21 protein-coding genes and 1 pseudogene are annotated in these 24,896 nt (G+C 73.8%); 13 read left to right on the top strand and 9 right to left on the bottom strand.

Going from position 1 to position 24,896, the window contains the following annotated elements:
• The first annotated feature begins 336 nt into the window (after positions 1–336).
• The 4 genes from ACFZCF_RS16215 to ACFZCF_RS16200 are packed head-to-tail and all read left to right on the top strand — an operon-like array spanning position 337 to position 4,964.
• The gene (locus ACFZCF_RS16215; protein ID WP_391286960.1) at positions 337–2,181 is read left to right on the top strand and encodes an ABC transporter permease subunit; all 1,845 of its coding nucleotides are present in this window, start codon (positions 337–339) and stop codon (positions 2,179–2,181) included.
• The gene (locus ACFZCF_RS16210; RefSeq protein ID WP_391286959.1) at positions 2,147–3,064 is read left to right on the top strand and encodes an oligopeptide/dipeptide ABC transporter ATP-binding protein; all 918 of its coding nucleotides are present in this window, start codon (positions 2,147–2,149) and stop codon (positions 3,062–3,064) included. Before ACFZCF_RS16215 ends, ACFZCF_RS16210 begins: the two co-directional genes overlap by 35 nt.
• Positions 3,061–3,735, top strand: coding sequence for an ATP-binding cassette domain-containing protein (locus ACFZCF_RS16205; protein WP_391286958.1), 675 nt, complete (start codon positions 3,061–3,063; stop codon positions 3,733–3,735). The genes ACFZCF_RS16210 and ACFZCF_RS16205 overlap by 4 nt, the downstream gene beginning before the upstream one ends.
• Positions 3,732–4,964 carry an MFS transporter gene (locus tag ACFZCF_RS16200; protein WP_388449378.1) on the top strand — a complete coding sequence of 411 codons (1,233 nt, stop codon included), beginning with the start codon at positions 3,732–3,734 and terminating at the stop codon, positions 4,962–4,964. The genes ACFZCF_RS16205 and ACFZCF_RS16200 overlap by 4 nt, the downstream gene beginning before the upstream one ends.
• Before the next feature lie 111 nt (positions 4,965–5,075).
• Here the strand turns inward: ACFZCF_RS16200 and ACFZCF_RS16195 are convergent, their stop codons facing one another.
• The 3 genes from ACFZCF_RS16195 to ACFZCF_RS16185 all read right to left on the bottom strand — a co-directional run bounded on the left by ACFZCF_RS16195 (position 5,076) and on the right by ACFZCF_RS16185 (position 9,210).
• Complete coding sequence (locus tag ACFZCF_RS16195) at positions 5,076–7,397, bottom strand: Orn/Lys/Arg decarboxylase N-terminal domain-containing protein (protein WP_391286957.1); 2,322 nt, start codon at positions 7,395–7,397, stop codon at positions 5,076–5,078.
• A 189-nt stretch (positions 7,398–7,586) separates the two neighbouring features.
• Positions 7,587–8,294 carry a methyltransferase domain-containing protein gene (locus ACFZCF_RS16190; RefSeq protein WP_391286956.1) on the bottom strand — a complete coding sequence of 236 codons (708 nt, stop codon included), beginning with the start codon at positions 8,292–8,294 and terminating at the stop codon, positions 7,587–7,589.
• A 157-nt stretch (positions 8,295–8,451) separates the two neighbouring features.
• Positions 8,452–9,210: a DeoR family transcriptional regulator gene (locus tag ACFZCF_RS16185; RefSeq protein WP_391286955.1), complete on the bottom strand. Its 759-nt coding sequence runs from the start codon at positions 9,208–9,210 to the stop codon at positions 8,452–8,454.
• 114 nt (positions 9,211–9,324) lie between these two features.
• Here ACFZCF_RS16185 and ACFZCF_RS16180 point away from each other — a divergent pair, with 114 nt between their 5' ends.
• Together ACFZCF_RS16180 and ACFZCF_RS16175 are read left to right on the top strand one after the other, a co-directional pair.
• Complete coding sequence (locus tag ACFZCF_RS16180; RefSeq protein WP_391287097.1) at positions 9,325–10,041, top strand: NUDIX domain-containing protein; 717 nt, start codon at positions 9,325–9,327, stop codon at positions 10,039–10,041.
• A 187-nt stretch (positions 10,042–10,228) separates the two neighbouring features.
• The gene (locus tag ACFZCF_RS16175; RefSeq protein ID WP_391286954.1) at positions 10,229–11,551 is read left to right on the top strand and encodes a hypothetical protein; all 1,323 of its coding nucleotides are present in this window, start codon (positions 10,229–10,231) and stop codon (positions 11,549–11,551) included.
• Positions 11,552–11,588: 37 nt separating this feature from the next.
• On the opposite strand, the gene ACFZCF_RS16170 is transcribed toward ACFZCF_RS16175, so the two are convergent.
• The 3 genes from ACFZCF_RS16170 to ACFZCF_RS16160 form a co-directional block, all read right to left on the bottom strand.
• Complete coding sequence (locus tag ACFZCF_RS16170; protein ID WP_391286953.1) at positions 11,589–12,101, bottom strand: hypothetical protein; 513 nt, start codon at positions 12,099–12,101, stop codon at positions 11,589–11,591.
• Positions 12,098–13,036 carry a methyltransferase domain-containing protein gene (locus ACFZCF_RS16165; protein WP_391286952.1) on the bottom strand — a complete coding sequence of 313 codons (939 nt, stop codon included), beginning with the start codon at positions 13,034–13,036 and terminating at the stop codon, positions 12,098–12,100. The genes ACFZCF_RS16170 and ACFZCF_RS16165 overlap by 4 nt, the downstream gene beginning before the upstream one ends.
• Positions 13,037–13,230: 194 nt before the next feature.
• On the bottom strand, positions 13,231–13,968 hold the full coding sequence (locus tag ACFZCF_RS16160) for a dienelactone hydrolase family protein (protein ID WP_391286951.1): 738 nt from the start codon (positions 13,966–13,968) through the stop codon (positions 13,231–13,233).
• Positions 13,969–14,302: 334 nt separating this feature from the next.
• Between ACFZCF_RS16160 and ACFZCF_RS16155 the strand changes: the two genes are divergently transcribed.
• The 3 genes from ACFZCF_RS16155 to ACFZCF_RS16145 all read left to right on the top strand — a co-directional run bounded on the left by ACFZCF_RS16155 (position 14,303) and on the right by ACFZCF_RS16145 (position 18,753).
• The gene (locus tag ACFZCF_RS16155; RefSeq protein ID WP_388449386.1) at positions 14,303–15,499 is read left to right on the top strand and encodes an NAD(P)/FAD-dependent oxidoreductase; all 1,197 of its coding nucleotides are present in this window, start codon (positions 14,303–14,305) and stop codon (positions 15,497–15,499) included.
• A 609-nt stretch (positions 15,500–16,108) separates the two neighbouring features.
• Positions 16,109–17,065 carry a sigma-70 family RNA polymerase sigma factor gene (locus ACFZCF_RS16150; protein WP_388449387.1) on the top strand — a complete coding sequence of 319 codons (957 nt, stop codon included), beginning with the start codon at positions 16,109–16,111 and terminating at the stop codon, positions 17,063–17,065.
• 347 nt (positions 17,066–17,412) lie between these two features.
• Complete coding sequence (locus tag ACFZCF_RS16145) at positions 17,413–18,753, top strand: phospholipase D-like domain-containing protein (protein ID WP_391286950.1); 1,341 nt, start codon at positions 17,413–17,415, stop codon at positions 18,751–18,753.
• 9 nt (positions 18,754–18,762) lie between these two features.
• Here the strand turns inward: ACFZCF_RS16145 and ACFZCF_RS16140 are convergent, their stop codons facing one another.
• A complete protein-coding gene (locus ACFZCF_RS16140) occupies positions 18,763–19,266 on the bottom strand; it encodes a hypothetical protein (RefSeq protein ID WP_391286949.1) in 504 nt (167 codons plus the stop codon).
• A gap of 371 nt (positions 19,267–19,637) precedes the next feature.
• On the opposite strand from ACFZCF_RS16140, the gene ACFZCF_RS16135 reads away from it, so the two are divergent.
• Both ACFZCF_RS16135 and ACFZCF_RS16130 read left to right on the top strand, forming a co-directional pair.
• The gene (locus ACFZCF_RS16135) at positions 19,638–20,144 is read left to right on the top strand and encodes a GNAT family N-acetyltransferase (RefSeq protein ID WP_391286948.1); all 507 of its coding nucleotides are present in this window, start codon (positions 19,638–19,640) and stop codon (positions 20,142–20,144) included.
• Positions 20,145–20,717: 573 nt separating this feature from the next.
• Positions 20,718–21,434 carry a hypothetical protein gene (locus tag ACFZCF_RS16130; protein ID WP_391286947.1) on the top strand — a complete coding sequence of 239 codons (717 nt, stop codon included), beginning with the start codon at positions 20,718–20,720 and terminating at the stop codon, positions 21,432–21,434.
• 851 nt (positions 21,435–22,285) lie between these two features.
• Here the strand turns inward: ACFZCF_RS16130 and ACFZCF_RS16125 are convergent.
• The gene (locus ACFZCF_RS16125; RefSeq protein ID WP_391286946.1) at positions 22,286–22,756 is read right to left on the bottom strand and encodes an SsgA family sporulation/cell division regulator; all 471 of its coding nucleotides are present in this window, start codon (positions 22,754–22,756) and stop codon (positions 22,286–22,288) included.
• Positions 22,753–22,995: a hypothetical protein gene (locus ACFZCF_RS16120; protein ID WP_391286945.1), complete on the bottom strand. Its 243-nt coding sequence runs from the start codon at positions 22,993–22,995 to the stop codon at positions 22,753–22,755. The genes ACFZCF_RS16125 and ACFZCF_RS16120 overlap by 4 nt, the downstream gene beginning before the upstream one ends.
• 395 nt (positions 22,996–23,390) lie before the next feature.
• On the opposite strand from ACFZCF_RS16120, the gene ACFZCF_RS16115 reads away from it, so the two are divergent.
• A complete protein-coding gene (locus ACFZCF_RS16115; RefSeq protein ID WP_391286944.1) occupies positions 23,391–24,290 on the top strand; it encodes a hypothetical protein in 900 nt (299 codons plus the stop codon).
• Between the two features lie 307 nt (positions 24,291–24,597).
• A pseudogene (locus tag ACFZCF_RS16110) lies at positions 24,598–24,766 on the top strand (IS5/IS1182 family transposase); the annotation flags it as partial.
• Positions 24,767–24,896: the final 130 nt, after the last annotated feature.

Here is a 24,896-nt window from a genome sequence, read left to right as displayed (position 1 = left end):
AGGCGCCACGTCATCCACCTCCTCGCGCCCACAAGGCGCCGCGCCTCCCACCTCCTCGCGCCCACGAGGCGCCACGTCATCCACCTCCTCGCGCCCACAAGGCGTCGCCTCTTCCGCCTCCTCGCGCCGACAAGGCGCCGCCTTTTCCGTCTGACCGCTCCGTCACCGCACGGCGTCCTCCGTCGCCCCGGACTGTGCGCGCCTTCGAGGGGCGGGCTCCCCGCCCCGCACGGCTCGCACGCGTCCGCGCGTGAGCGCGTTCTCGCGCCGCGTCGTACGCCTTCCGCCGCCGCCGTACGGTCTGGCCTCGCTCGGCTCGTCGCCCTGGCCGCCGTCATGGCCGCGGTCGGGTTGCTCCCGTGGCTCTCCGGCAGGGATCCGGCGCTCACGCTGCTGCGCGCCCGGTCCGCTGAGCAGGCTCCGACGCCCGAGGCGCTGGCCGCGATCCGCGCCGATCTCGGCCTGGACGCGGGCCCCGGCGGGCTTCTCGGCGACTGGCTGGCCGGGCTGCTCCGCGGCGACCTGGGGGTCTCGTGGGTGTCGGGCGGCGACGTGCGGGCGGCGGTGGTCTCCGGGCTCGGGGTCTCGGGGACCCTCATGGGGGCGGCCCTGGCGGTCGCCCTCGCCGTGGGGGCGCTGCTCGCCGCCCCGGCGCTCCTGCGGGGACGGCCCACGGGCGGGACGTCTGGCGCGGTGCTCGCGGCGGTGCCCGAGTTCCTGCTCGCCCTGATCCTCCTGCTCACGGTCGGCGTGTGGCTGGGATGGCTGCCCACGTCCGGCTGGGCGGGGCCGTCGCACCTGATGCTGCCGGCCGTGGCGCTCGGCGTGCCGGCCGGTGCGCTCCTGGGCCGGTTGGTCGCCGACGCCCTGCCCGCCGTGTTCGAGGAGCGGTGGGTGGAGGCGTGGCGCGGGGCGGGCATCGGCCGGTGGCGGATCACCGGGGCCGCGCTACGCCGCGCGATGCCCGCCCTCGCCGCTCAGTTCGGGATGGTGGCCGTCGGCCTGACCGGCGGGGCGGTGGCGGTGGAGACGGTGTTCGCCGTGCCCGGGATCGGCCGTACGGCGCTCGGGGCGGCGACGTCGCAGGACCTGCCGCTGCTCCAGGGCTGCGTCCTCGCGCTGCTGGCTCTGGGGCTGCTCGCCGGGGCCGCGGCGGCGCTGGTCCGGCGCCGGTTGCTGGGGCCCGCGCTGCGGGAGGCCGGGCTCGCGCTTCCGACGCCGCGTCCCCATCGGATCCCGCTCGCCGTGCCGGTGGCGCTCGCGCTCGTGTTGTTGGGGGTGGTCGGGTGGGGGCTGCTGCGCGACCCGTACGCGGTGGACGTGGCCGCTCGGCTCGCGGGGCCGTCCCGAGCGCATCCGCTCGGCGCGGACGCGCTCGGCCGGGACGTGCTCGCCCGCCTGGGGCACGGCGCCGCGGCGACGGTGGGTACCGCCGCGGCGGTGACGGCGACCGGCTGGCTGATCGCGCTCCTCCTCGGTTTCGTCCCGGGTGTGGCGACCGGCTTCTCGGACGTCGCCAACGCGCTGCCGCCGGTCCTCACCGGCATGCTGGTCGCCGCGGTCACCGGTCCGGGAAGCGGGGCGGCGGCGCTGGCCGTGACCCTGGTGTCCTGGCCGCCGCTCGCCGCGCACGCCGCCGCCCTGGTCCAGGAGATACGGGCCTCCCGGTTCCTGTCGGCCCAGCGGGCCATCGGTGCCGGCCCCCTGTGGGTGTGGACGCGGCACGTGCTGCCGTCGGTGGCCGGCCCGGTCGCCCGGCACGCCGTACTGCGCCTGCCCGGCGTCGCGCTCGCCCTGGCGTCGCTGGGTTTCCTGGGCCTCGGCGCCCGGCCCCCCTCGCCCGAGTGGGGGCTGCTGCTCGACGAGTCGGCCGACTACGTCGAGCGCGCCCCCGTCCCCGCTCTCGCCCCTGCCGTGGCACTCGCCCTGCTCGCCGCGCTGGCGGTCTGCCTCTCGTCCCTCGGCACGACCCGCCGCCCCGGGCCGCGCTCCCCCGGTTCCGTGCTCGCTCCGATGAAAGTCCTCCACCGTGCCCTTCCCTCCGCACCTCCCCCCGTCTCCCTCCTCTCCCCCGCCCCGCCCGGCTCCCTCTCCGGCCGTCCCCCCGTCTCTCCCCCTGTCCGACGCTCCGGCTCCGTTGCTGCGCGTGAACGGTCTGCGGATCCGCTTCCCCGACGGTGACGAGGCCGTCCGCGGAGTCTCCTTCGACCTGGCCGCCGGTGAGGTGTTCGCCCTCGTCGGCGAGTCCGGGGCCGGCAAGTCCCTCACCGCGCGGGCACTGCTGGGGATGGTGCCGCGCGGAGTCACCGTACGAGGACGGGTGCTGCTGGACGGCGGTCCGGTCACCCGTGCCCATCTCGGCCGCCGTGTCGCGTGGATCCCCCAGGACGCGGTGTCGGCCCTGTCGCCGGTGCACCGCGTCGAGGACCAACTGGCCTTCGCCGTGCGGACGGTGGCGCATGCGGGACGGCGCGAGGCGCTGTCGGCGGCTCGGGGCGCGCTCGCCGCGGTCGGCCTCGGTCCGGACGCGGCCGGCGCGTACCCGCACGCCCTGTCGGGCGGAATGCGGCAGCGCGCCGTCATCGCGCTGGCCCTGGTGAACGGCCCGGCGCTGGTCGTGGCCGACGAGCCGACCACCGCACTGGATCCCGAACGCCGGGAACAGGTGCTGACGCTCCTCCGCGAGCGCTGCGCGGCCGCGGGGGCGACGCTGCTGCTCGTCAGCCACGACCTGACGGCGGTACGGCGGCACGCCGACCGCGTGGCCGTCATGTACGCCGGACGGATCACCGAACTCGGCGGGGACGAGCCGGTACTGGAACGGCCGGTCGCCCCGTACACCCGGGGCCTGCTCGCCTCCCTCCCGCGGCCCGGCGTCCCCCGCCGGACGCGCCTGCCCGTCCTCGCCGGCTCCCCGCCCGCTCCGGGAACGGCCGGCGCCGGGTGCGGCTTCGCCCCCCGCTGCCCGGGCGCGGACGACCTCTGCCGGCGAGAGGAACCGGCGCTCCGTACGGTGGACGGCCGTGCGGTCGCCTGCCACCACCCGTCCGGGGAGGCGGCGTGAATCCCCTCCTGGACGTGCGTGACCTCGTCGTACGGTACGGAGCCCGGCAGGTCGTGCACGGGGTGTCCTTCACGGTCGGTGCCGGGGAGGCGGTCGGGCTGGTCGGCCCCTCGGGCTGCGGCAAGTCGACGACCGCGCTGGCCGTGCTGCGCCTGCTCCGGCCGACGGCCGGCACGGTGCGCTTCGCCGGGGTCGACCTCACCCACCTGCCCGAGCGCGAACTGCGCCGTCTGCGGCCCAGGTTCCAGCCGGTCTTCCAGGACACCCACGGGGCCCTGAGCCCGCGCCGCCGGGTCCGCGACCAGATCGCGGAACCCCTGCGCGTGCACGGCCGCTGGTCCCGGGCGGCCGGTCCGGCCCGCGTGGACGAACTGATGGAACGCGTCGGGCTCTCCCCCGCCCACGGGCCGCGGCTCCCGCACGAGCTGTCCGGAGGGCAGTGCCAGCGTGTCGTCATCGCCCGGGCGCTGGCCACGCGCCCCGATCTCCTCGTGCTCGACGAGCCGACCTCCGCCCTCGACCCGTCACTGCGGGCGGGCATCCTCAACCTGCTGATGGACCTGCGGGACTCCCTGGGCGTCGGCTTCCTGCTCATCTCCCACGACCACGCGGCCGTCCGGCACGTCAGCGACCGCGTCCTGACCATGCGTGACGGCGAGCTCGCCCCGTGACGTCCCTCGGCCGACTCCTGATCGGCAGTCAATTCGCTTTCAATGTGGGGTTCTTCGCCGTCCTGCCGTACCTCGCCGAGCACCTTGCCGGAACGCTCGGCCTGAGCGGAGCCGTCGTCGGGCTCGTCCTCGGGCTGCGGACCTTCAGCCAGCAGGGCCTCTTCGTCGTCGGAGGCATGCTCACCGACCGGTACGGGCCGCGTCCGGTGGTCCTCGTCGGCTGTGCTCTGCGGGTCGCCGGATTCTGCTGGCTGGCGGAGGCGACCGGCGTCGGGGCGGTGATCGGGGCCGTCACCCTCGTCGGCTTCGCCGCCGCGCTGTTCTCCCCGGCGGTCGAGTCCGAGATCACCCGCGAGGCGCTGCGTGTCGAGGACGCGGGAGGTCCCCGCCGCACCCGGACCCTCGCCCGGTTCTCGGCCGGCGGCCAGGCCGGCGCCCTCGTCGGCCCGGCCGTCGGATCCCTCCTCCTCACGTGGGGCGGTGACGGCGCCTTCCGTGGGGCGTGCTTCGCCGGTGCGGCCGTCTTCGTCGTCGTCCTGGCGGCCCACTTCGTGCTGATGCCCGAGAAGGACGGAGCGGGGTCGGCGACTCCGCCCGACGGGCCGGGCGTCCCGGCGGCGGCTCGGCTCGTCCTCGGCAACCGGCGCTTCCTCCGGCTCGCCGCCGCGTACGCGGTCTACCTGCTGGCCTACAACCAGCTCTACCTGGCGCTGCCCGCCGAACTCGAACGGTCCACCGGCTCCCAGGCCGCGCTGGGCTGGTTGTTCGCGCTCTCCGCCGCACTGGTCGTGTGCGGCTCCGGCCCGGTCGAGAAGCTGGCCGCCACGCGCCTCGACCATCCCGGCGCGGCGCGGGCGGGTCTCCTCGCCATCGCCGGGGCCTTCGTCACGGCGGCACTGCTGCGCCCGCTGGACGGCATAGGGGCAGCGCTCGTCCTCACGGTGCTGCTCACCTTCGGGCAGCTGCTGATCCTGCCCGCCACCCGGGCCATGCTCCCCGACCTCGTCGAGCACCGGCACCTCGGGCTCTTCACGGGAGCCCTGTCCTCCCTCTCCGGCCTGGCCGTGCTCGCCGCCGGCGCCCCCGTCGGCGCGCTCCTCGACCGGGGCGGCCCCCTGCCGTGGCTGGTCCTGGGGGCGCTCCCCCTCCTCGTCCTCGGCGTCGTCCCCAGCCCGAGGCGGAAGGTGTCCGGGCAGGGGGCGGAAGGCACCGGCCGCGGCGCGTCGTGAGGCCGGCGCGCCCTCCCCCGGCGGACGAAGTGGGCCCACCTCGCGCGGATCAGGGGCCGCCGGCGAGGCGGGCCCCCTTTCTTCACGTCCCGCTCAGGGCCTCGGCGGGTGTCATGCGGGGCTGCGGCGGACGCATTCGATGAGGTAGTCGCCGGAGTCGGGGTCGATCGTCACCCCGTGCGCCTCGCTGTGGAAGCCGGGGAACTCCCTGTCGAACGCTTCGAGGGCCCGCAGGTAGCGCAGGAGCGGACCGTCGGGGGTGCCGGTGGATTCGCCGGGCATGAGGACGGGGATGCCGGGCGGGGTGACGGTCACCATGGCGGCGGCGACGCGGTCCGCGGCTTCGGCGAGGCGGAGGCGTTCGGTGCCGCCGCGGATGAGGCGCTGGTAGCAGCGCTGGGGCGGTTCGACGGGCTCCGAGGGCTGCTGGAAGGCGGCGTCGAGGGCCGCGATCAGTTCGCTGCCGGTGAGGTGGTCGTGCATGTTCTGGCACAGCTCGCGGATCGTGCGGCCGCCGTACCGCAGGGGGTACTGCTCCTCCAGGTCGGGCAGGACCTGGTCGAGCGGCGCGTCGGCGTCGTACAGCGCCTTGAAGTCCATCAGGGCGTCCATGAGGGTGCCCCACTTGCCCTTGGTGATGCCCATGGAGAACAGGACGAGGGCGGTGTAGCTGTCGGTCTTCTCGACGACGATGCCCCGGCTCTCCAGATAGGCGGTGAGGATCCGGGCCGGGATGCCCCGGTCCGCGACCTCTCCCGTCGCGGTGACGCCGGGGCACGTCAGGGTCACCTTGATCGGGTCGAGCATGCAGTAGCCGTCGGTGAGCCCCTCGAAGCCGTGCCAGGCGGCACCGGGCTCCAGCTGCCAGCAGGACGCCTCCGTACGCAGGAGTTCGGAGGGCGCGTCGGCGAAGGGGAGGGTGCGGCCGGTGGCGGGGTCGGTGACGGTCTCCGGCTGCCAGACGCCGAAGAACCACCCGGGGCGGTCGCCGGCCTCGGCGATCCGGCGGCCGGCACGGACGACGGCCTGCCGGAAGCGGATCGCCTCGGTCACGGCCTCGCCGATGAGCCACTCCCCCTGGGGGCCGTCCATCATGGCGGCGGCCACGTCGAGGGAGGCGATCGCCGGATAGAGCGGTGAGGTCGTGCCGTGCATCATGAACGCCTCGTTGAAGCGTTCGTGTTCGACGGGCGCCCGGGGCGACGAGCGGACGTGGACCATCGCTCCTTGCGAGAGGGCGGCCAGCAGCTTGTGCGTGGACTGCGTGGAGAACACCGTCGGCCGCTCGGCGTCCGGCAGGGTGTCGGGGCCGACGGCCATCCCGTACCGGCCGGCGTACAGGGGGTGGAAGCGGGCGTACGCGAACCAGGCCTCGTCGAAGTGGAGGCGCGGGGCGCTGGGGGCGAGGGTGCGGGCCGCGGCGACGGTGTCGTAACACAGGCCGTCGTAGGTGGAGTTGGTCACGACGGCGTACTGCGCCTCGGGGGAGACGGCGCCCGCCGCCAGGGGGTGGTCCGCCACGCGGGCCGCGATGGCCTCGGGGGCGAGGGCATGCGGCGGGAGGGGGCCGGCGAGGCCATAGCCGTTGCGGGTCGGCACCAGGTAGACGGGGCGGGCGCCCGAGATGACGAGGCCGTGCAGCACCGACTTGTGGCAGTTCCGGTCGACCAGGGCGATCTCGTCGGCGGTGACGCTGTAGTGGCCCACCATGCGGTCCGCGGTGGAGTTCCCGTGCAGCACGAAGTACGTCCGGTCGGCGCCGAAGATCCGGGCGGCGTTGCGCTCGGCCGCGCCGATGGGACCGCTGTGCTCGAAGAGGGAGCCGAGCGCGCCGACGGAGATGGACAGGTCGCTGCGGAAGAGGCGTTCGCCGAAGTAGTCGAAGAAGGCGCGGCCGGTGGCGGACTTGAGGAAGGCGACGCCGCCGGAGTGTGCCGGGGTGTGCCAGGAGTACTCATGGGCGTCGTCGAAGCGCCGCAGGGCCTTGAAGAACGGGGGCAGGACGCTCTGCTGGTACGCGCCGGCCGCCGCCGCGATCCGTCCGGCGATGAACGCGGCGGTGTCCTCCAGCGGCCAGACGTAGCCGACGACCGTCTCCGACACCCACAGGGGCAGCCGTTCGAGGTCGTGGTCGGAGTCGTCGTTCATGAGGAGGAACACCGGAAGCCGCTTCCAGCGGCGCTGGATCTGCCGGAGGACCTCCGCGCCGCCGCCTTCCTCGTCGGCGCCGCCCGGCAGGTCCCAGGCGACCACCGCGGCCCCCAGTCCGGCTTCGGTCCGCAGGATCGCGCGGGCCTCTTCGGCCCCGGCGGCCCAGCGCGGTTCCAGGCCCCGGCCCTCCAGCTCTTTGCCGATGCGCCGTACCTGTTCGGTACTGACGCCGCCGGCCAAGGGATTCTCGCGCAGTGCCAGCAGCACGCTGCCTCGTGACATGGGCCCACCTCCGGTAGGGGTGTATGTCGTTCCGCCGGGTTTGCCGGCTCCGGCACAGTGTCGAGGCCCACGTCGGGCGACTCGCCCCTTTTGGCGTACTTCACTCGGAGGTGTCATCGATTCCCGGCCATTGCCCGATCCGGGACTGCCCGGGACCCGCTGTTCCGGGGCGTCAGCCGTTCCGCGGCGTCAGCGCAGGCGGCGGGCCCGCAGCACGACGTCGTGGGTGTGATGGGCGCCGGCGCCGCCCCCGGGCAGTACGCGGGGCCGCTCCTCGTCCACCTCGACGCGCCAGTCGTCGCCGAGGAGCGCGGCGACCGTGGAGGGCCAGACGTAGTCGGCGGGGTCGAAGCCACCGTCCTGGCCGGAGTGGTGCTCGTCCATCCCAGCGTGGTGGACGAACAGCAGGACGCCGCCGGGCGCGACCGCGTCGAGCAGGGCGCGCTCGGCCGTCGATCCCGGGGTGCGGAGCAGCGCGGGGTACTGCGCGGAGACGAGGTCGAAGGAGGCGGGCGGGAGCGCCGCCTCGGTCAGACCGGCGTGCACCCAGCGCACGCGGGCGCCGGCCTCCCGGGCGTGGGCGGCGGCCCGGGCCAGCGCCACGCCGGAGACCTCCACGGCGGTGACGTCCCAGCCGGAGCGGGCGAGCCAGATGGCGTCGGCGCCCTCTCCGCACCCGACGTCGAGCACGCGCCCGGGCGTGAGGTCGGCGACGCCCGCGACGAGCGCCCCGTTGGGCTGTCCGCTCCACAGCCGGGGGCGTTCGGCATAGCGGTTGTCCCACTCGTCGCGCACGGCGGGGTCGCCGACGTACCCGTCGGCGAAGAGGGAGTCGTCGGAGTCGCCGAAGGAGGAGTCGTCGGCGGGGAGGGTTTCTGCTGCGGTGTCGTCGGCCATGGCGCCAGCGTCGCCCAGCGCCTCCGCGCCGGGCCAGCCGTGTTGCCGAAACGGCAACGGCACGGAGCCTTCGGACGAGCCCGGGCCTGGCCGGGCCGATCCTCCCGCTCCCCTGCCGTCCATCCCGGGGGCGCTGGAGCGGCGGGCGGTTCGGTGTTCAGTCCGCCGTGAGGACGTCGACACCGAGCGCCCGGAGCCGGCCGACCGTCGCGTCCCCGGGGTCCGCGTCGGTGATCAGCCCGGTGATCGACTCCCACGGCAGGACACGGTACGGCGAGGCCGTCCCGATCTTCTCGGAGGAGGCGAGGACGTACGTGTCGGCGGCCCGTGCGGACAGCGCCCGTTTCATCGCCGCCTCGTCGGCGTCCGCGGTGGTCAGGCCCGCCTCGGGGTGGACCCCGGTGACGCCGAGCAGGCAGAGTTCCGCGGAGACGTTCCGCGCCGCCTCCACGGCGGCGGCGCCACAGGTGACCGCCGAGTGTTTGAAGACGCGGCCGCCGATCAGGAAGAGCTCCGCACGCGGATGGTCGATCAGCGCGGTGGCGATCGTCGGGCTGTGGGTGATCACGGTGCAGGCGAGGTCGCGCGGGAGGGCGCGGGCCACCGCGAGGGCGGTGGTTCCGCCGTCGAGGATCACCGAGCCGCCCGGTCGGACGAGCCCCGCGGCGAGCGAGGCGACCTTCCGCTTGGCGTCGGAGGCGAGCGCCTGCCGGGCGTCGTAGTCCACCACGGCAGGGGAGACGGGGAGCGCGCCGCCGTAGACCCGCTGGCACAGCCCCTCGGCGGCGAGGTCCCGCAGGTCGCGCCGCACGGTGTCCTCCGAGAGGCGCAGATCGGTGGCGACGTCCTTGGCCACGATCTTCCCGTTGCGGGCGAGCAGTTCGAGCAGGTGCTCGCGCCGTTCAGCAGCCAGCATGCACGTTCCTTCCTGTTCTTGCATGATTCTGCATGTACCTTAGCGGCTATGAACGACGACCCGAAGCCCCTCCCGACCGCCGGGCGTTCCCGCCACGGCGCCGACGCGGCGGGCGTGACCGGGCGCCCGGGGGTCGACGTCCCCGATCACCGCGAGCGCACTGGCCTTCACCTCGCCGGGCGCGAGCTCGACCGCAACCCCGATGTCCGGATACGCGACGTCGAACTCACCTCCCAGGGCTGGCACGTTCTGCGCCGCACGACGTTCGACCTCCGTCGCCGCGACGGCCGGTGGGTGACCCAGCAGCGGGAGACGTACGACCGCGGCGACGGCGCCGTCGTCCTGCCCTACGACGCCGAACGCGGCTGCGTCCTGCTGATCCGGCAGTTCCGCTACCCGGCGTACGTCAACGACCACCCGGACGGGATGCTCATCGAAGCCGCCGCGGGCCTCCTCGACGCCGACGACCCGCTCACCGCGATCCGCCGCGAGAGCGCGGAGGAACTCGGCGTCGACCTCGGCGCGCCCACCCCCGTGCTCGACGCCTACATGAGCCCGGGGTCCGTCACCGAACGCCTCCACTTCTTCGCCGCCCCCTACACCCCGGCCGACCGGACCGGCACCGGCGGAGGACTGGAGGAGGACGGCGAGGACATCGAAGTCCTCGAACTGCCCTTCGCCGAGGCCCTCGCGATGGCCCACGACGGGCGCATCGTCGACGGCAAGACCATCCTGCTCCTGCAATGGGCGGCCCTGTACGGCCCGTTCTCTGGGCGGGCTCCCGCCCGCGTCGAGGCCGCCCTCGACGCGAGCGGACCGACCGAATCGTGAGCGCCGGCGGGTGCGCGTCCGACGGCCGACCTCTCGCCGACGGCGGCGCCGCCCCGCCTCGCCTCTGAGCGCCTCGCCGTCGGCCCGGTGATCGGCGCCGTCCCGGCCGCCTGTCGGTGCCGTGTCCCTTCGCAGGCGCGCTCGTTCGCACGGCGGAGGGCGCGTCGGTCGGATACGAGGTGGGTTCGTGCAGGTCAGGAAGATGTCGGGGAACGCGGGCGAGGAGTCCGGTGCCGGGTCGGTACGGCCGGGGAGGATGAACGCCCTCGACCGGGCGTTCGCGTTCCTCTCCGACCGCCGTGCCGAGCCGTTCATGGTCGGCCATGTCCTGGACTTTCCCGTCGAATCGTTCACGCTCGACGCCCTGCGCGCCCGCGTGGCCGAACGGGCGCCCGGGCTGGAACCCCTGAATCTCGCGGCGGTGCCGGGAGCGCGGTCGTGGACGCGGACCGCGCCGCCCCTGGCGGAGCTGCACGTCGGCGGAGAGCACGCGGACGGCCGGCTCGCGGAGGCGACCGACGCGGCCCAGCACCGGCCGCTGCCCGCCCGTCCAGCGCCCCGCTGGGACCTGCGGCTGCTGACCTGCCGTGCCGAGAACGTGCAACGGGTGTGCTTCCGCATCGAACACGCGATCACGGACGGGGTCGGCGCCGCCCATCTCCTGGCCGCGCTGCTGGCCGACGAGCCGTGCGCGGGGCCGTACCCCTACCGGCCGCCCGTGCGAAGGCGGCGCGGCTCCGTATCGTGGGCGGCCACCTGGCCGCTCGGGAAGCTCCCCGACGGGGAGACGGTGCCGGCCGGCTGCGACGCCCCGCGGAGCGGGCAGGTGGCCATGGCGTACGCGGACGTCCCGGAGGCGGAACTCCGGGCGGTGGCGTCGCGTCGGGGGGTGACGGTCAACGACGTCTACCTCGCCGCGGTGGCCGGTGCGCTCACGGCCCTCCAGGAGCGGCGGACGGGCCGGGCGAGGGACCTGAAGGCGGTGATGCCGATGTCGGTCCGCGCCCAGGGGGCCTCGCTCGCGCCGGGCAACGCGGCGCTGCCGGCGATCGTACGGTTGCCGTGCACCACGGCGGCGCCGGAGCAGCGCCTGGCGGACCTGGCCGGACAGACCCTCGCGCACAAGGGCTCCGGGCTGCGGGAGAGCGGCTGGAGGGCCCTCCTCCGCATCCCACCCCGCCTGCTCTGCCGAACGACGGAACGCGTCGGCTTCCGCCTGGCCATCAGCAACATCAACCTCAACGGCACCTATCGCGTCCTCGACGCGCCCCTTCTGGGAGGGGGCGTCTTCGCGCTGAACAGTCCCGGCATGCTCGGCTACTTCTCCCTCGTCCGCACGACGGGGACGGCTCGCATGACGGTCGTTCACGACCGGTCGTCCGCGGCGGCGGCCGACCTCCCGAAGCTGTGGGTGGGGGCCCTCGCCGAACTCGCCGAAGTCTCCCCATCCACTGCGCTCTCCGGACTCTCCGGGAACAGTGACCGGCTGACGAAGCGGAGGGCACGGTAGGTAGGCGGCGTGGGCCGTCGGACCGGGCCGCACTCCCCTACCGCACCTGCCGGTACCACCGTCGGTGCACGAGAGGTTCCACGGACAGGACAGCCGCGCCTGCGGTCGCGCCGACCAGGAGGGACGGGAGTCCGCCGCCGTTGAGGAGGGCGCCGAGGCAGGCGGCGGCGACGGCGAGGGGGCGCAGCAGGGTCAGCGGGCCGAGGCCGATGACCACGGCGAGGGTGCTGGCGCGGAAGGGCAGGGCCAGGTACGCGGCGAGCGAGACCGTCACGACGGCGGTGTAGAGGGCGAGCGGGAGCAGGTAACCGAGGCCTCCGGCGGCCAGGGTGTCGAAGGTCCGGGACCGGTCGGCCGCGGTGAGCAGGAGGAGGACGGCGGTCAGGGTCGGGGCGAGCAGCAGTACGGCTCCGACGGCGAGCCCGCGGAGGGCCGCTCGCGCCGTGGGCCGGTGCTTGCGGATGCGGGCGTCGCGGCCGGCGTAGGCGCGGAAGCCGCTGAACGACGCGTCGATCAGGCCGAGGAGGACGAGCAGTGCGGCGGTCGTCATCGGGCGGCCTCTGCCGGCTGTTCCGGGCCGACCAGGCGGCGGGCGGCGCGGCCCAGCGCCAGTCGGAGCGGCGCCTCCAGGTGCGGGCGTACGCCGATGACCGGCCGGAGCGTGGTGCAGAACGGGTTGGCCGAGCCGCGCGGCTCGTACAGCAGAGGCCGGATGCCGGGTGCGGCGGCGGCGCGCAGCAGCGTCTCGTCGCTGTGCGCGCGCCGTGCGGAGACGACGCCGTCGTGGCGGCCCAGGGGGTGCCGCATCCGGGCGCGGTGGAACACCCAGGCTCCGATGGGGGCAAGTCGGGTCGCGGCGATGTCGAAGTGGCAGAACGCCTGCGCCGGGGAGGCGGCCTGGGCGTGGAAGAAGTCGGTCAGGGCCGCCCCGCGGAAGTGGTGCAGCACGCCGGTGGAGACGTAGACGGTCGCCGCCTCCGGCAGGTCGAAGGCGTTGCCGTGGACGAAGCGGCAGTCGAGCCCCTCCGCGCGGGCCAGTCGATCCGCCTCACCCACCAGCGCGGCGTCGAGGTCGACGCCCACCAGCTCGACGTCCGCTCCCAGGGCGCCGGTGGCCGCCAGCCAGCGGACCAGGTAGCCCAGGCCGCAGCCGACGTCGACGAGGCGGTACGGGCCGGATGGCGCGCCCGCCGTCGAGCGGATCGCGGAGAAGAGCGGACGGAGTACGTGGATGAGCCGTTCACCGATCCGTAGCTCCTCGCTCAGGCGCTGGAGCTCGGTGTGCACGCTGATGAGCAGGCGGTCCACGGCGTGCGGGTCGAGGACGCCGTCCCGGTCCACGGGCAGCTCGGCGACGATCCGGGCCGCGCGCCGGTCCCCGTTCTCGCGGAGCAGCCGCGTCACGTCGGCGCGCCGGACCGGGAGCCGGCGGCCGCTGTGTGGCTCCACCACCGTGATCAGGTCGGATATCTCGTACTGGTGCACGAGCAGACCCTACGGCCTCACTCGCCGTCCCCCGGCCGGTCGAGCAGGCGCGGAGCGCGGGCCGGTACCGAGCCCGGCCGGTACCGAGCACCGGCCGGCCCCGAGCGCGGGCCGGTACCGAGCACCGCCCGGTACTGAGCACCGGCCGGTACCGAGCGCGGGCCGGCCCAGGGATCCCAGGCCCGCGAGGGGGTTCACTCCCTTCGGGTCAGGGTGCGGTCCAGGAGGGGGAGCAGGCGATCCCAGTGGCGCTTGAGGCCGGGGGCACTGAAGGCGTCGGTGTCGGGCATCGTGAAGCCGTGGACGGTGCCGGGGTAGACCTCGGAGGTGTAGCCGACACCCGCTGCGTCGAGGGCACGATGGAGTTCGTCGAGTGCCTCGGGCGTCATGTCGCCTTCGGCGTGGCCGAGGTGCACCTGGGCCGTGAGGGGGGCGAAGAGGCCCGGGCCGTCGACGCCCACGGGAGCGTGGAACGCGGCGACGGCGGCCACGCGGGCGGGGTGGGCCGCGGCGGTACGCATGGCGTAGAGGCCGCCGATGCAGTAGCCGGTCACGCCGACCGGTCCGGCGTCGACCTCGGGCTGGGCGGCGAGGAAGCCGAGGTAGGCCTCGGCGTCGCCGCGGACGCGTTCGGCGGTGTGCGCCTCGATCAAGGGCATGAGTCGGGCGAAGACGGCGGGCCGGTCCTCTTCCCCGATGTGCGCGGGCAGTTCGACGACGGGTGCCGGGCCGTGCCGGTGGAAGGGGTTGGGGACGAGCACGTAGTACCCGTGCTCGGCCAGTTCGCGGGCCATGTCGCGCAGTACGGGCCGGATACCGAAGCCGTCCGGGTACATCAGCACCCCCGGGTGCCGTCCGCCGCGGTCGGGGAAGGCGGCGAACGCGTCGGCTTGCCCGTCCGCGGTGGGAATCCGCAGGGTCGTGAGCGGCATGAAGGTCCTCCAGTCGTGGTCGATGTGTCGAGCCTGTGGTCAACACGACGGAGGCGGAGCCCGCGCGACGGCGCACGCTCCTCGATCGAACAGCGGGCCCTCGCCGGCCCGCACGGCGCTCAGGAGAGCACCGGGTCACCGATCCGTGTGTGGCGTGGCGCCGTCCCGGTAGTCATCCCCCCAACCTAGTCCCCGGCCACCGCGCCGCCGAGCGCCTCGACCGTCATGACCCCCACTCCACCACGTGACCCATGTCACATCGCCCTCCTGTCAGGAATCGACGGGCTGCCCCGCTCAACCGTCGAGAGCACGCAGACAACGACAGGAGCGAGACATGGAGCAGCACCGCATCGTCGTCCTCGGGGCCGGGTACGCCGGGGCGTACGTGGCCGGGACCCTCGCCCGGCGGCTGTCGCCCAAGGACGTCGAGATCACCGTGGTCAACGCCGAGCCGGAGTTCGTACAGCGGTTGCGGCTGCACCAGTTGGCGGCCGGCCAGGAGATCGAGGCGCCGCGGCTGACCGAGGTGTTCGCGGGTACGGGGGTCCGCCTCCGTATCGCCCGGGTCACCGCGGTCGACCCCGAACGGCAGGTCGTCACCGTGGCCGACGCCGCCGGCGGCGACGAGTTCGCGTACGACACGCTCGTCTACGCGCTCGGCAGCCACGGCGACGCCCACGGCGTCCCCGGTGTCGCCGAGCACGCCTTCGATGTCGCCACCCGGCCCGCCGCACTGCGCCTGCGCGAGCGCCTCGGGGGCCTGGACGAGGGCGGACGGGTGGTGGTCGTCGGTGACGGGCTGACCGGGCTCGAAACCGCCACCGAGGTCGCCGAGTCGCGGCCCGGCCTGTCGGTCGCCCTGGTCGCCCGGGGAGAGCTGGGTGTCCGGCTCTCGGCCGGGGCGCGCGGCCATCTGCGCCGGGCGTGCGAGCGGCTGGGCATCACCGTGTGGGAGCACACCGAGGTCGAGTCCGTCGAGGCGGGGCGCGTGGTGTGCGCCGACGGCACCGTTCTCGCGTCGGACGCGACCGTCTGGGCGGCCGGATTCGCGGTCGGCCCGCTCGCCGCGGCGAGCGGGCTCGAGGTCACCGGCAACGGCCGGATCGTCGTCGACCGCGCCATGCGGTCGGTGTCGCACCCGAACGTGTACGCCGTCGGCGACAGCGCGCTCGCCATCGGCGACAACGGCCGGCCGCTGCCCATGTCCTGCGCCTCCGCGGGCTACACCGGCCGGCGGGCCGTCCACGCGATCATGGCCCGTCTGACCGGCCGGACGACCCCGGAGACCAAGCTGGACTACGTCGGCAACCACATCAGCCTCGGCCGTCGGGACGCGATCCTGCAGATGGTCGACGGCGAGGGGCACGCGAAGCCCACGTACGTGGGCGGCGGCGCGGCCGTACGTTTCAAGGCGGTCATCGTCCGGATGTCGCTGTGGGCCACCTCCCACCCGACCTTCGGCCTTCCCCAGCGCAAGCACCGCCTGCCCGCCACGGCGCTCACCTCGCCTGTTGGGTCGAGGGCGGCGTAGACATGCGAGGGGCGTCTTGGGTCGGGGTGGGCTGGCGGGTGTCTTGGGGCATTCTGGGCCGGCGGGTGCCTCGCGCCCGCGTGCGGGGCGCGGGCGCGCCTCGGATCAGGGCGGCACGCGGGCGCCTCGGGTCAAGCCGGGGCCTCGGGCCAGGCCGGGCACGCGGGTGCCTTGGGTGAGGCCGGGGCCGTGGGCGCCCCGGGCCTCCTCGGTCTCCAGCCGCTGTTCGGGTCCCGTCGGCTCCGGCGCCGTCACGATGCTCGTCGGGAACCCCTCGTGGGGCACCGCGACCGCGCCCGAGATGCTGCCGGGCTGGTCGGGCGCCCTCGGGCAACCGCTGCCCTCCGGGCCGGCGGCCAACTGCTGCGTTCCACCGCCTTCTTCCACGGTCAGGGCGCCACCCGCCCTGTCGTCGTCGTGGCGGCCCGGCTCGCCCTGGGACCGGGGCCGTGCCTGGTCGGCGGCTGGGGTACCGGTGCCGCCCCCGCGCGGGTGCCCGACCCCGCGCCGACGCCGCCGCAGGCTCCGGCGGCACCGACAGCTCCGGCGGTTCCGGCGGCCCGGCTCCTTCCCGTCTCCCCTTCCGCGAGATCTTCTAGGGTGGTCCATGTGGACAGCACCGTCACCGATCCCTTCGACACCGCTCGGTTCGAGGCAGGCCGGAACCGACTGGCCTCGCTGGCGTACCGGCTCCTCGGTTCGGCCGTCGACGCGGAGGACGCCGTACAGGACGCGTACCTCCACTGGCAGGCCGCCGACCGGCAGCAGATCAGGGTGCCCGAGGCGTGGCTGACCAAGGTCGTCACCAACGTGTGCCTGGACCGGCTCCGTTCCGCCCAGGCGCGCCGCGAACGCACCGCCGGCGCCTGGCTGCCCGAACCGCTCCTCGACGGCGACCCGATGCTCGGTCCGGCCGACACCGTCGAGCAGCGCGAGTCGGTCTCGCTGGCCGTGCTCATGCTCATGGAGCGGCTGTCACCGGTCGAGCGGGCCGTCTACGTCCTGCGCGAAGCCTTCTCGTACGGCCATGCCGAGATCGCCGAGATCCTCGACATCTCTGAGTCCGCGAGCCAGCAGCACCTGCACAGAGCTCGGCAGCGCGTCACGGCCGCCCGGCGCCGCGGCGCCGAGGTCGATCGGACGGCGGCCCGCAGGATCGTGGAGGAGTTCCTCTCCGCCGCCTCCTCGGGCCGCACCGAACGGCTGGTGGCCCTGCTCACCGACGACGCGACCGCGATCTCGGACGGCGCCGGTCTCGCGGAGAGGCTGCTGCGGTACGACACCCCGCAGCGTGTCGCCGCCATCGCACGGGCCGGGTTCAAGCCCACCCCCGCCAAGCGCCGGCTGGTCGGCGGCACTCCCGCCATCCACTACGCCCTCGTCAACGGCTCCCCCGCCATCGTCACCGTGGTCGGCGATCGGGTCGTCGGCTCCGTGACCTTCGACATCGTCGACGGAAAGATCGCCACCGTGCGCGGCATCGCCGCCCCTGCCCGCCTCACCCGCCTCACCGAGGCCTGGCGGCGGTACGGAGTCTCGGGCACCCCGCTCATCGCCGAGTGGTGACCCCGGAGTGGGTCACCGTGGGGCACCCTCGGGCGACGCCGTCGGAAGCGAGCGCGCCGTCGGACCCGGGCGGTAGAGGAACTGGCCGCGTCAGGACGGCAGTTCGGCGGGCCGAGCCCGCCACGTTCGGGCCGTTCCGTCAACTGGAGCGCGAGCTTCCGCTGGTGTGCGCGTGTGCATCCGCCCGCGCGTCCATGCGGCCCTTCCCCACCGGCGACCGGCCCGCCCGCCCCTGGCCGGCCGCCTGCGCCCGCATCACGGAGGTCGCCGCGGCCGCGGCGGCGATGGACGCCATGAACGCCATAGGGGTGCGGTCGGGCCGTTCACCCCGCACTAGGGTGACGGCCGTGATCAAGAACAGGTTCCTTACCGGCCTCCTCATCGTGGGGCTCCTCGTGGCCGGTGCGCCGGCCGCCACCGCGCAGGACGAGGCGTACGTGAAGACCGGCGTCGTCTTCAACAAGCCGAACGGCACGACCGCCGAGCAGGGCGCGATCCTCAGCCACCTCGGACGCCTCGTCAACGGCGCGCCGGGCGGATCGACGATCCGCATATCCCTGTACGCGTTCGGGTCGTCGTGGCTCGCCGACCAGCTCGTGCAGGCGCACCAGCGCAACGTGAACGTGCAGGTCCTCGTCGACGACACGAGCGTCTCCGCGGCCTGGATGGGCACGTCGGGGAAGACGGTCCGGGACAAGCTCCAGACGGCCTTCGCGGCATCGTCCGCGCCCGGTCAGACATCGTGGTTCCGGGTGTGCGCGGCGGGTCGACCGTGCCTGGCGGCGGGCACGAGCGGGGTGAACCACAACAAGTTCTTCCTGTTCTCGCGCTCCACCGGAAGCGGCTCGCCCGCCACGGGCTCGGTGGTCGAGGACATTGTGGTGCAGTCCTCGGGGAACCTCACGACCTGGGACCGCGCGTCCGGCTGGAACGACGCCATGACCGTCACCGGCAACGCCGCCCTGCACGCCGGGTACGTCCGCTACTTCGACCTGATGGCCGCGTCGCAGGCGCAGCCGGACGGTTCGAAGACGGTGAGCGACCTGGCCATCGACGTGGAGGCGGGGCCGGCCAAGGGCTACTTCTTCCCGCGCTCCTCGACCGACGTCGTCGAGAACATCCTGAGCATGGTCGAGACCCGGGTGCCGAACGCCGACGGGTCCACCGCCCCCGTCTGCCACGGAAACAGCCCGGGGCACGGCACGGCGGACGGCCGCACCGTCCTCCGCATCGCCAACGGGCACATCTCGCGGCCGGCCGTGGCGGAGAAGCTGTGGCAGCTCGCCGACGCGGGCTGCTACGTCGACGTCGTGTACGGCAAGCTCTCCGACTACGCGGCCGTCGGCACGCACCGGGAGACGGCGTACTGGCTGACGCGGTCGACGACGAAGGGGAAGATCTCCCTCCACCGCCTGGCGAACGACGAGGCGACGAACCCGGCCGCGCCCGAGGTTCCCGGCACGACCAGCCACACCAAGTACCTGCTGATCGAGGGCTCGTACAAGGGCGTGAAGGACCAGAAGCTGGTCTTCACGGGCAGCCACACGTACACCGGCCTGGCACTCACCGCCAACGACGAGGCACTCCTGAAGTACGTCGGTCCGGAGATGCACGACGCGTACGTGGCGAACTTCCGCGACCAGCGCGCCGCCGCCCTCGCGGAGTCCCAGTACGGCGGCGTGTTCTGAGGGGTCGGACTACACGCCGAGTTCGTCGCAGAGGGCGGCGTAGACCTGGAGGTGATCAGGGCTGCCGCGGAGGGAGCCCAGGCCGATCACGTCGAATTCGTCCTCCGTGGCGGTCGCCCGCACGCCCAGCGCCGCCAGGGCCTGATCGATGGTCGCTCCGTCGGGCGTCACGCGCACCTCGCCCTCGAACGCCGCCGCCCACTGGTCGCCGACGCCGCCGAAGTACTCGGTCTGGATGACGGCGAAGCGGGGCGTGCCCCCGCGGGTCACCTCGCGGGCGAGGTCGCGCAGGACCGCTTCGGTCGGGAACGTCACGCTCTCCGAGAGAATCCCGGCCGGCAGATCGAGCTCGCCGCGGTCGCCCCGGACCGCGGCCCAGTACGCGGAGAAGTAGTGGTCGATCGGAAACACGGTGACGTCCCCGTGGGCGAGCGCGGCGTACAGCCCCAGGGCTTCGGCGCGGGCGGCATCCACCTGCCCGGCCACGACGAGGGCGCAGAGAGCGTGGGACATGCCGGCATCGTATCCACGGGGGCGGGTGTCCGCCGGAGGCGGACTCGGAGGCCTTCTGGCGGCTGGTGACGGCTGGTGACGGCCTTCGACGTCGAGGAGCGGGGAGGAGGGTCACGGCGCTCCACGCACGGCGCACCACGCGCGGCGCGCAGGGACGACGGCCGTAGCCCTCCCCGAGGCGGCGGCCTCGCCCGCCGACGTGTCGACCGCGGCCGGTTGGCTGGCTGACTGGCTTGCTGGCTTGCCGCGCAGGAGGTCGGGGAGCGCACGGGGGGCGCGACTCCGTGCGGGTGCGCTGCCGCCGCCGTTGCCGCATCGCGTGCGTGGGGAAGACTCTGCTTTCCGAGACCGCCTGATGGAGGTACCCGCCCATGCCGCACCGCCCTGGGTCGTTCGCCGCTGCCGGTGCCGTCCGGCCTGCCGTCCCGGCCGATGCGGGGGAGATCACGAGGCTGCGCTCCGAGTACGTCCTGGCCGAGCCCCTCGGAGAGGAGTGGCTCGCGGTCTGCCGGGAGCAACTGGCCGAGAGGCTCGACGCCGGAGGCGACGCGCTCGCGTACGTGGTCGACGCGCCCGGTGGGCTCGCGGCGTGCGCTCTCGGGCTGACCCACCGCGTTCTACCGGGCCCGCGCTACCCCCGGGGGCTGGCCGCCCGCATCCACGTCGTGGCCACCGAACCCGCCTATCGGCGTCGGGGGTTCGCCCGGGCGGCGGTGTCCGCGCTTCTGGACCGTCTCCAGCGCGACGGAGTCACGCTCTTCGAACTGCACGCGAGTGACGAGGCTGCTCCGCTCTACAGGGAGCTCGGGTTCGCCGGCGATCCGGCTCTGATGCGGATGACCCGCCTCTTCCCGGCCTCCGCGCCCGGGACTTCATGAGTTCGGCCTGCTGGGCCGGCGACGGCGCCGGCCGAGCAGGGGGCGGGATTCCTTCCTCCCAGGGAGCGAGTCAGGGGCGGCTGCCCCCGCTGCGGCCAGGAGGGATGCGGCGAGCTGGAGCCGTATCGTTTCCAAGGGGGCGTATCCGGGTTCTGGAGTCGCACCCGGGTGGGTTGTCACTCCTTCGTGTGAAGCAGTCACCAGATTGACGGACATCGCATGCCCCGATCTGGTCGTTATGTGGACGTGAGAGGGGCAAACGGGGACGGAGAAAGGATTCTTCTTCGGGTCGGCGCAGCCGCATCGGGCTGCCGATCGGCCCTGCCGTCCCCCTCCTCCCCACCATCCACCGACCGGTTCTCAAGCGAAACCATTCTGCACCGCGTGAAAAGGACACCCATGCATCGCGATCCGATCGACCGCCCGGGCGACACTCGGGAAAGGACGAGTTCGGCAACGGCGACGGACCCTCTCGGGGCCGGCGCCCCGGCCCCGTCCCGCGAGCGGTCGGCGGCGGGCTTCCCGGTCGGGGACGACGATCCGGATCGCGCACCGGGCCACGCGCCGGAGGGCGTGGCCGACTCCGCCGAGGCGGCCTTCGACGCCCTGTACCTCTCCACGGCGGCCGGCCTCACGCAGCAGGCGTACGTGCTGACCGGTTGCCGGCGCCTCGCCTTCGAGTCGACCGAGCAGGCGTTCCACCGCGCTTGGGAACAGTGGCCCGAGGTCGCGCACGATCCCGACCCCGAGGCATGGGTCAGGGCGCGGGTCCACGAGTACGCCCTCGCCCCCTGGCACCGCCTGCGCCCGGGCAGGCCCCGGCCCGACCCGCTGACCGCCGAACCCGTGGTGCGTGTGCTCCTGGAACTCCCGCCGTGGCAGCGCCGTACGGCGCTGCTGTGCGACGGTCTCGACCTGAGCGTGGCGGAGGCCGCCGCCGAGACGCACGCGTCCCCCGCCGCCACCGCGGGCAGGCTGCGGCATGCCCGTGCGGTCATCAGCGGGCGGTTGCCCGACGGCGTCGCCGGCGCCCCGGACCACCCGCTCCGAAGGCGCGTCAAGGACGCCTCGGTCGCCACCCTCGCCCAGCCCTGGTGCGTCCGCGCCGCGAGCGAGCGCCGGGCACGCGCTCTCACCCTCGTGGTGTTCGCGGCGACCGCGGCCCTCGCCGTCCTCGCCGGCGCATTCGCCCTCGCCCCGTCGCCCGACAGCCCCGACAGCGACGACGGCCGCTCACCACAGGCCCAGTCCCAGTCCCAGGCCGACGATCCGTCGGTGGCGGGGCGGTGACGGGCGCGGTGCGTTGACTGACTTGGCACGTTGACTGCCTTGGTGCGGTGACGGTCGCGGTGCGGTGCGGTGCGGTGCGGTGCGGTGACGACCTTGGCACGGTGACTGCCTTGGGGAGCCGATCTCTTCTGGTAGGTCCGAGCGACGGCACAGCGTCGTCATCACCGCCGCGCCGTCGCCTCGCCTGACGCACCATGGCCCCGAACTCACCGCGCGCCGGGGAACCACGCGCATCCGCACCACAGCGGCCTCGGTCGTCGCCACCCTCACCATCGCCCTCGTCGGCTGCGACCGGCGGCGGCGACGCCGACGACCTCAGGCCCACCACCGTCGAACACCCTTCGTCCACGCCCACCCGTGCCCGTACCGCCGCCCCTCCCCCACCTCTCCGACGGTGCTCCCTGTGACGGGTACGGCGGACTCGGGGTGCCCGCGCCGAAAACGCCGATTCTCCGCCGGCGCCCGCCGGGGCGCAGCGGGACGCCGTGCCCGGACCGTCCGCGACGTCGACGGCGCACTCACCCACGACGCGGAGAAGACCCTGGCCGCGGCCCGCAGATCCGTGCGCGGCACTCGACGGCGGCGCGGTACCCAACGGCGGTGTGGTGCTCAACGGCGGTGTGGCGGGCCCTGATCCGCGGTGCCCCCGGCGGTTCTCGTACGACGGCGTCACGCTGACCGATGACGGCGGCAGCCCCTTCGCCAACGCTTTACGCGCGCGAGACGCCCTGCCCCGAGCCGCGAGGCACCGGCCCGCCTGGAGGTCGCACCGTACCCGCGTCCCGGATCCCCCGACCCGGGTCCGGCATCCCACGCCCCCCGTCCCACGCCCCCCGGTCCCGCGTCCCGCGTCAGCCAGGCGGCGGGGCGTCGCGGCTCCTGAGCCGGACCAGCAGCTCCTCAAGGTCGAGGTACGCGGTCTCGCCGCCGACCGGGACGATCGCGTACGAGGCCGCCAGGAACGTCTCGATGGCGGTTCTCGGTGCGTGGAAGGCCACCGGGCAGCCGGGCGGGTGCAGCCAGAAGTAAACGACGTCCTGGGCGGGGTCGAGCGACGGATGGACGGAGACGTCGCCCGGCCCGGCCCAGCCGAGGAGCCCCTCGGCGAGGAGGTCACGGGCGAAGACCCACGTGACCGGCGTCGGCCGGTCGACCTGACAGTCCAGGTGCACCGCGTACGGATCCCCTCGGTGATAACGGAGCCGGGCGGGTACGGGCGTCGTCCGGTCCGGGGCGGTGTACGCCGCCAGGGTCAGGGGGACGACGCAGTCCGGGGTCCGTGGTGCGCGGCCGGGCGCCTTCTTCGAGTGGTGTCCGGTCACGGGCGCTCCACCCCCGACGTCAGGCGCCGTACGCCGCGGGAAGCGGGGACGAGCTCCGGCAGGATCGGTGCGACCGGGGTGGGGGTGACCGGGGTCGGGGCCGGCAGGGCCGCGGTGATGGAGACGAGGGCCAGCGGGCGGTCCTGGGTCGCCGGCCCCGGGACGAACCGGCCGTTCTCGAGCCACTGACAGGCGAGCGCGGCGAAGATCGGAGACTCACGCAGAACCGTTTCGTCCAAGGCTAGGACGGTGACGCGAGGGTAGAAGCTCATGCCCGAGGAAACGATGCTGCAAGATCTCGGTAACTCCTCCGGTCAATCCGCCTTGACGCGCGATGAGACCTCCGCGCTACCCGTCCCGGCGTCCACTCCGCGACCCGCCCCACATTTCGCTCTGGCGTTTGAAAGGCGGATCCTGCATCCCTCCATCAGGCGAGTTGATCACCCATTGGTGGTGCCACCTTCCTCCGACCTCGGTCGTTAGCTGGGCATGACGTCGGAAGGGGTGCTTGCAGAAAGGGTTCTTCCATGGAACGCGGACACACCCACGAGTTAACCGGAGAAGATCACGTGCGCGCCTCCGCACTCCGTGCTCTCGACGGAACGATCTGAAACAAGGGCACGAAGAAAGTCAGATGGACTGGTACAGAGACAAGACGAACTTCTACATCCCGCAGCACCCCATGGAGCCGGTTCGGGAGATGCCGCCGTACCCCGGCGTGGGGCACGAGGTCCCGCCGTACCCGACGGCATCGGGCTGGAACGTACGGGATTACCCAGGCGTGGAGGACGACATCCCGCTGTACGCGGCGGGGCCGGTACGGGAGATGCCGCAGCACCCCGGGACGGGGCGTGAGGTTCCGCTCTTTCCCCCGCGCTCCGGCCGCGACGAGCACGTCCCGTACGACGCCGGCCCCCTTCCCACCCGGCAGCACTGGGACGACAACGGGCTCGACACCACGATGAGCCAACGGCACCTGGAGGAGGAGCTCGCTCACCTATTGGCCGCGGAGCCGGGACCTTCGCAGGACGTGGACCCGGTCGACCGGCAGGCCCCGAGGATCGACAGGCGGCGCACCCGGCCCCGACCGCAGTTCCTCGGCCTCTACCGGCGCATCACGCAGGTGACGGCGCTCTTCGCCGCCATCGCCGTATGCGCGGCGTGTCTGCTCGTGTGGTCCATCACCTACACGTACGGACAACTCTCGGAGACCGCGGCGTCCGTGCTCCCGATGAACCTCGCGCACTGGTGGCCGCTCACGCTGTACGGCCCCTGGTCGGTCGCGGCCCTGTCGGTCCTCCGCGCGGCCGTCCAGCGACAGCCGGCGAAGCGCTCCTGGGGGGTGCTCCTCGTGACCTCGGCCATGGCGGTGGCTTTGTGCGTGAGCCACTCGTCCCGCTCGGTGCTGGCGTACGTGACGCTCGGCATCCCGCCGATCACCTCGCTCGTGTGCTTCTGGGAGCTCGTCGGCCAGTTCTCCTGCGAGCGCCGAACCCGCAGGAGGGCTCGCGTCCAGCACCCTTCCAAGGCATGACGAAGCCCCCCGAGGAGATCGAGGAATCCGAAGAGCCCCGAAGAGACCGGATGGGACCGGAGGAGTTTTCGATGCCCCCGGGAAAATCCTGAGGAACTCCTGAGGAACTTCTCCGCAGAAACGGTTCGCCAAATCCCCCGGCGAACCGTTTCGCTGTACCGACGACCTATCTCTCCGGTCCAGCTCAGTTGTTGCCGGACGCGCTGTCGGAGCCGTTTCAGCAGGTGTTCCGCCCGCTCCAGCCTCGCCGCAGGAAGGCGGACGACGCCGGTACGGAAACCGCCAGGTGCCGGCCGCGATCACCCCTGTCGCCGTAGTCGGTCAGCCGCTCCTCGCGAACCGCGACCGCGGCAAGGCGTGGGAGGAGTCCGGCACCAAGGCCGCCGTCCGGAAGGCCATCGTGGGCAAGAACCACCACGATCGCCGACGGCGGCTACCCGGGCACCGGACTCGTCATCCCGCACCGTCCCGAGCGCTGTCGAAACAAGGGCGTCCACTGCGCCGTGCCGCTCGCCAGCGGCCGCATGCACGGCCACGCCCTCGCCCGGTCGGTCAGCGGGCCTCGGCGACCGGGCGAGTGCGAAGTGGCTCGAAGGGATCCCTTAC

The organism is Streptomyces sp. NPDC007945 (assembly GCF_042958885.1).
Classification (GTDB): domain Bacteria; phylum Actinomycetota; class Actinomycetes; order Streptomycetales; family Streptomycetaceae; genus Streptomyces.
The sequence above is the reverse complement of the archived record's forward strand: the minus strand, read 5'-3'. Positions and strand labels throughout refer to the sequence as shown.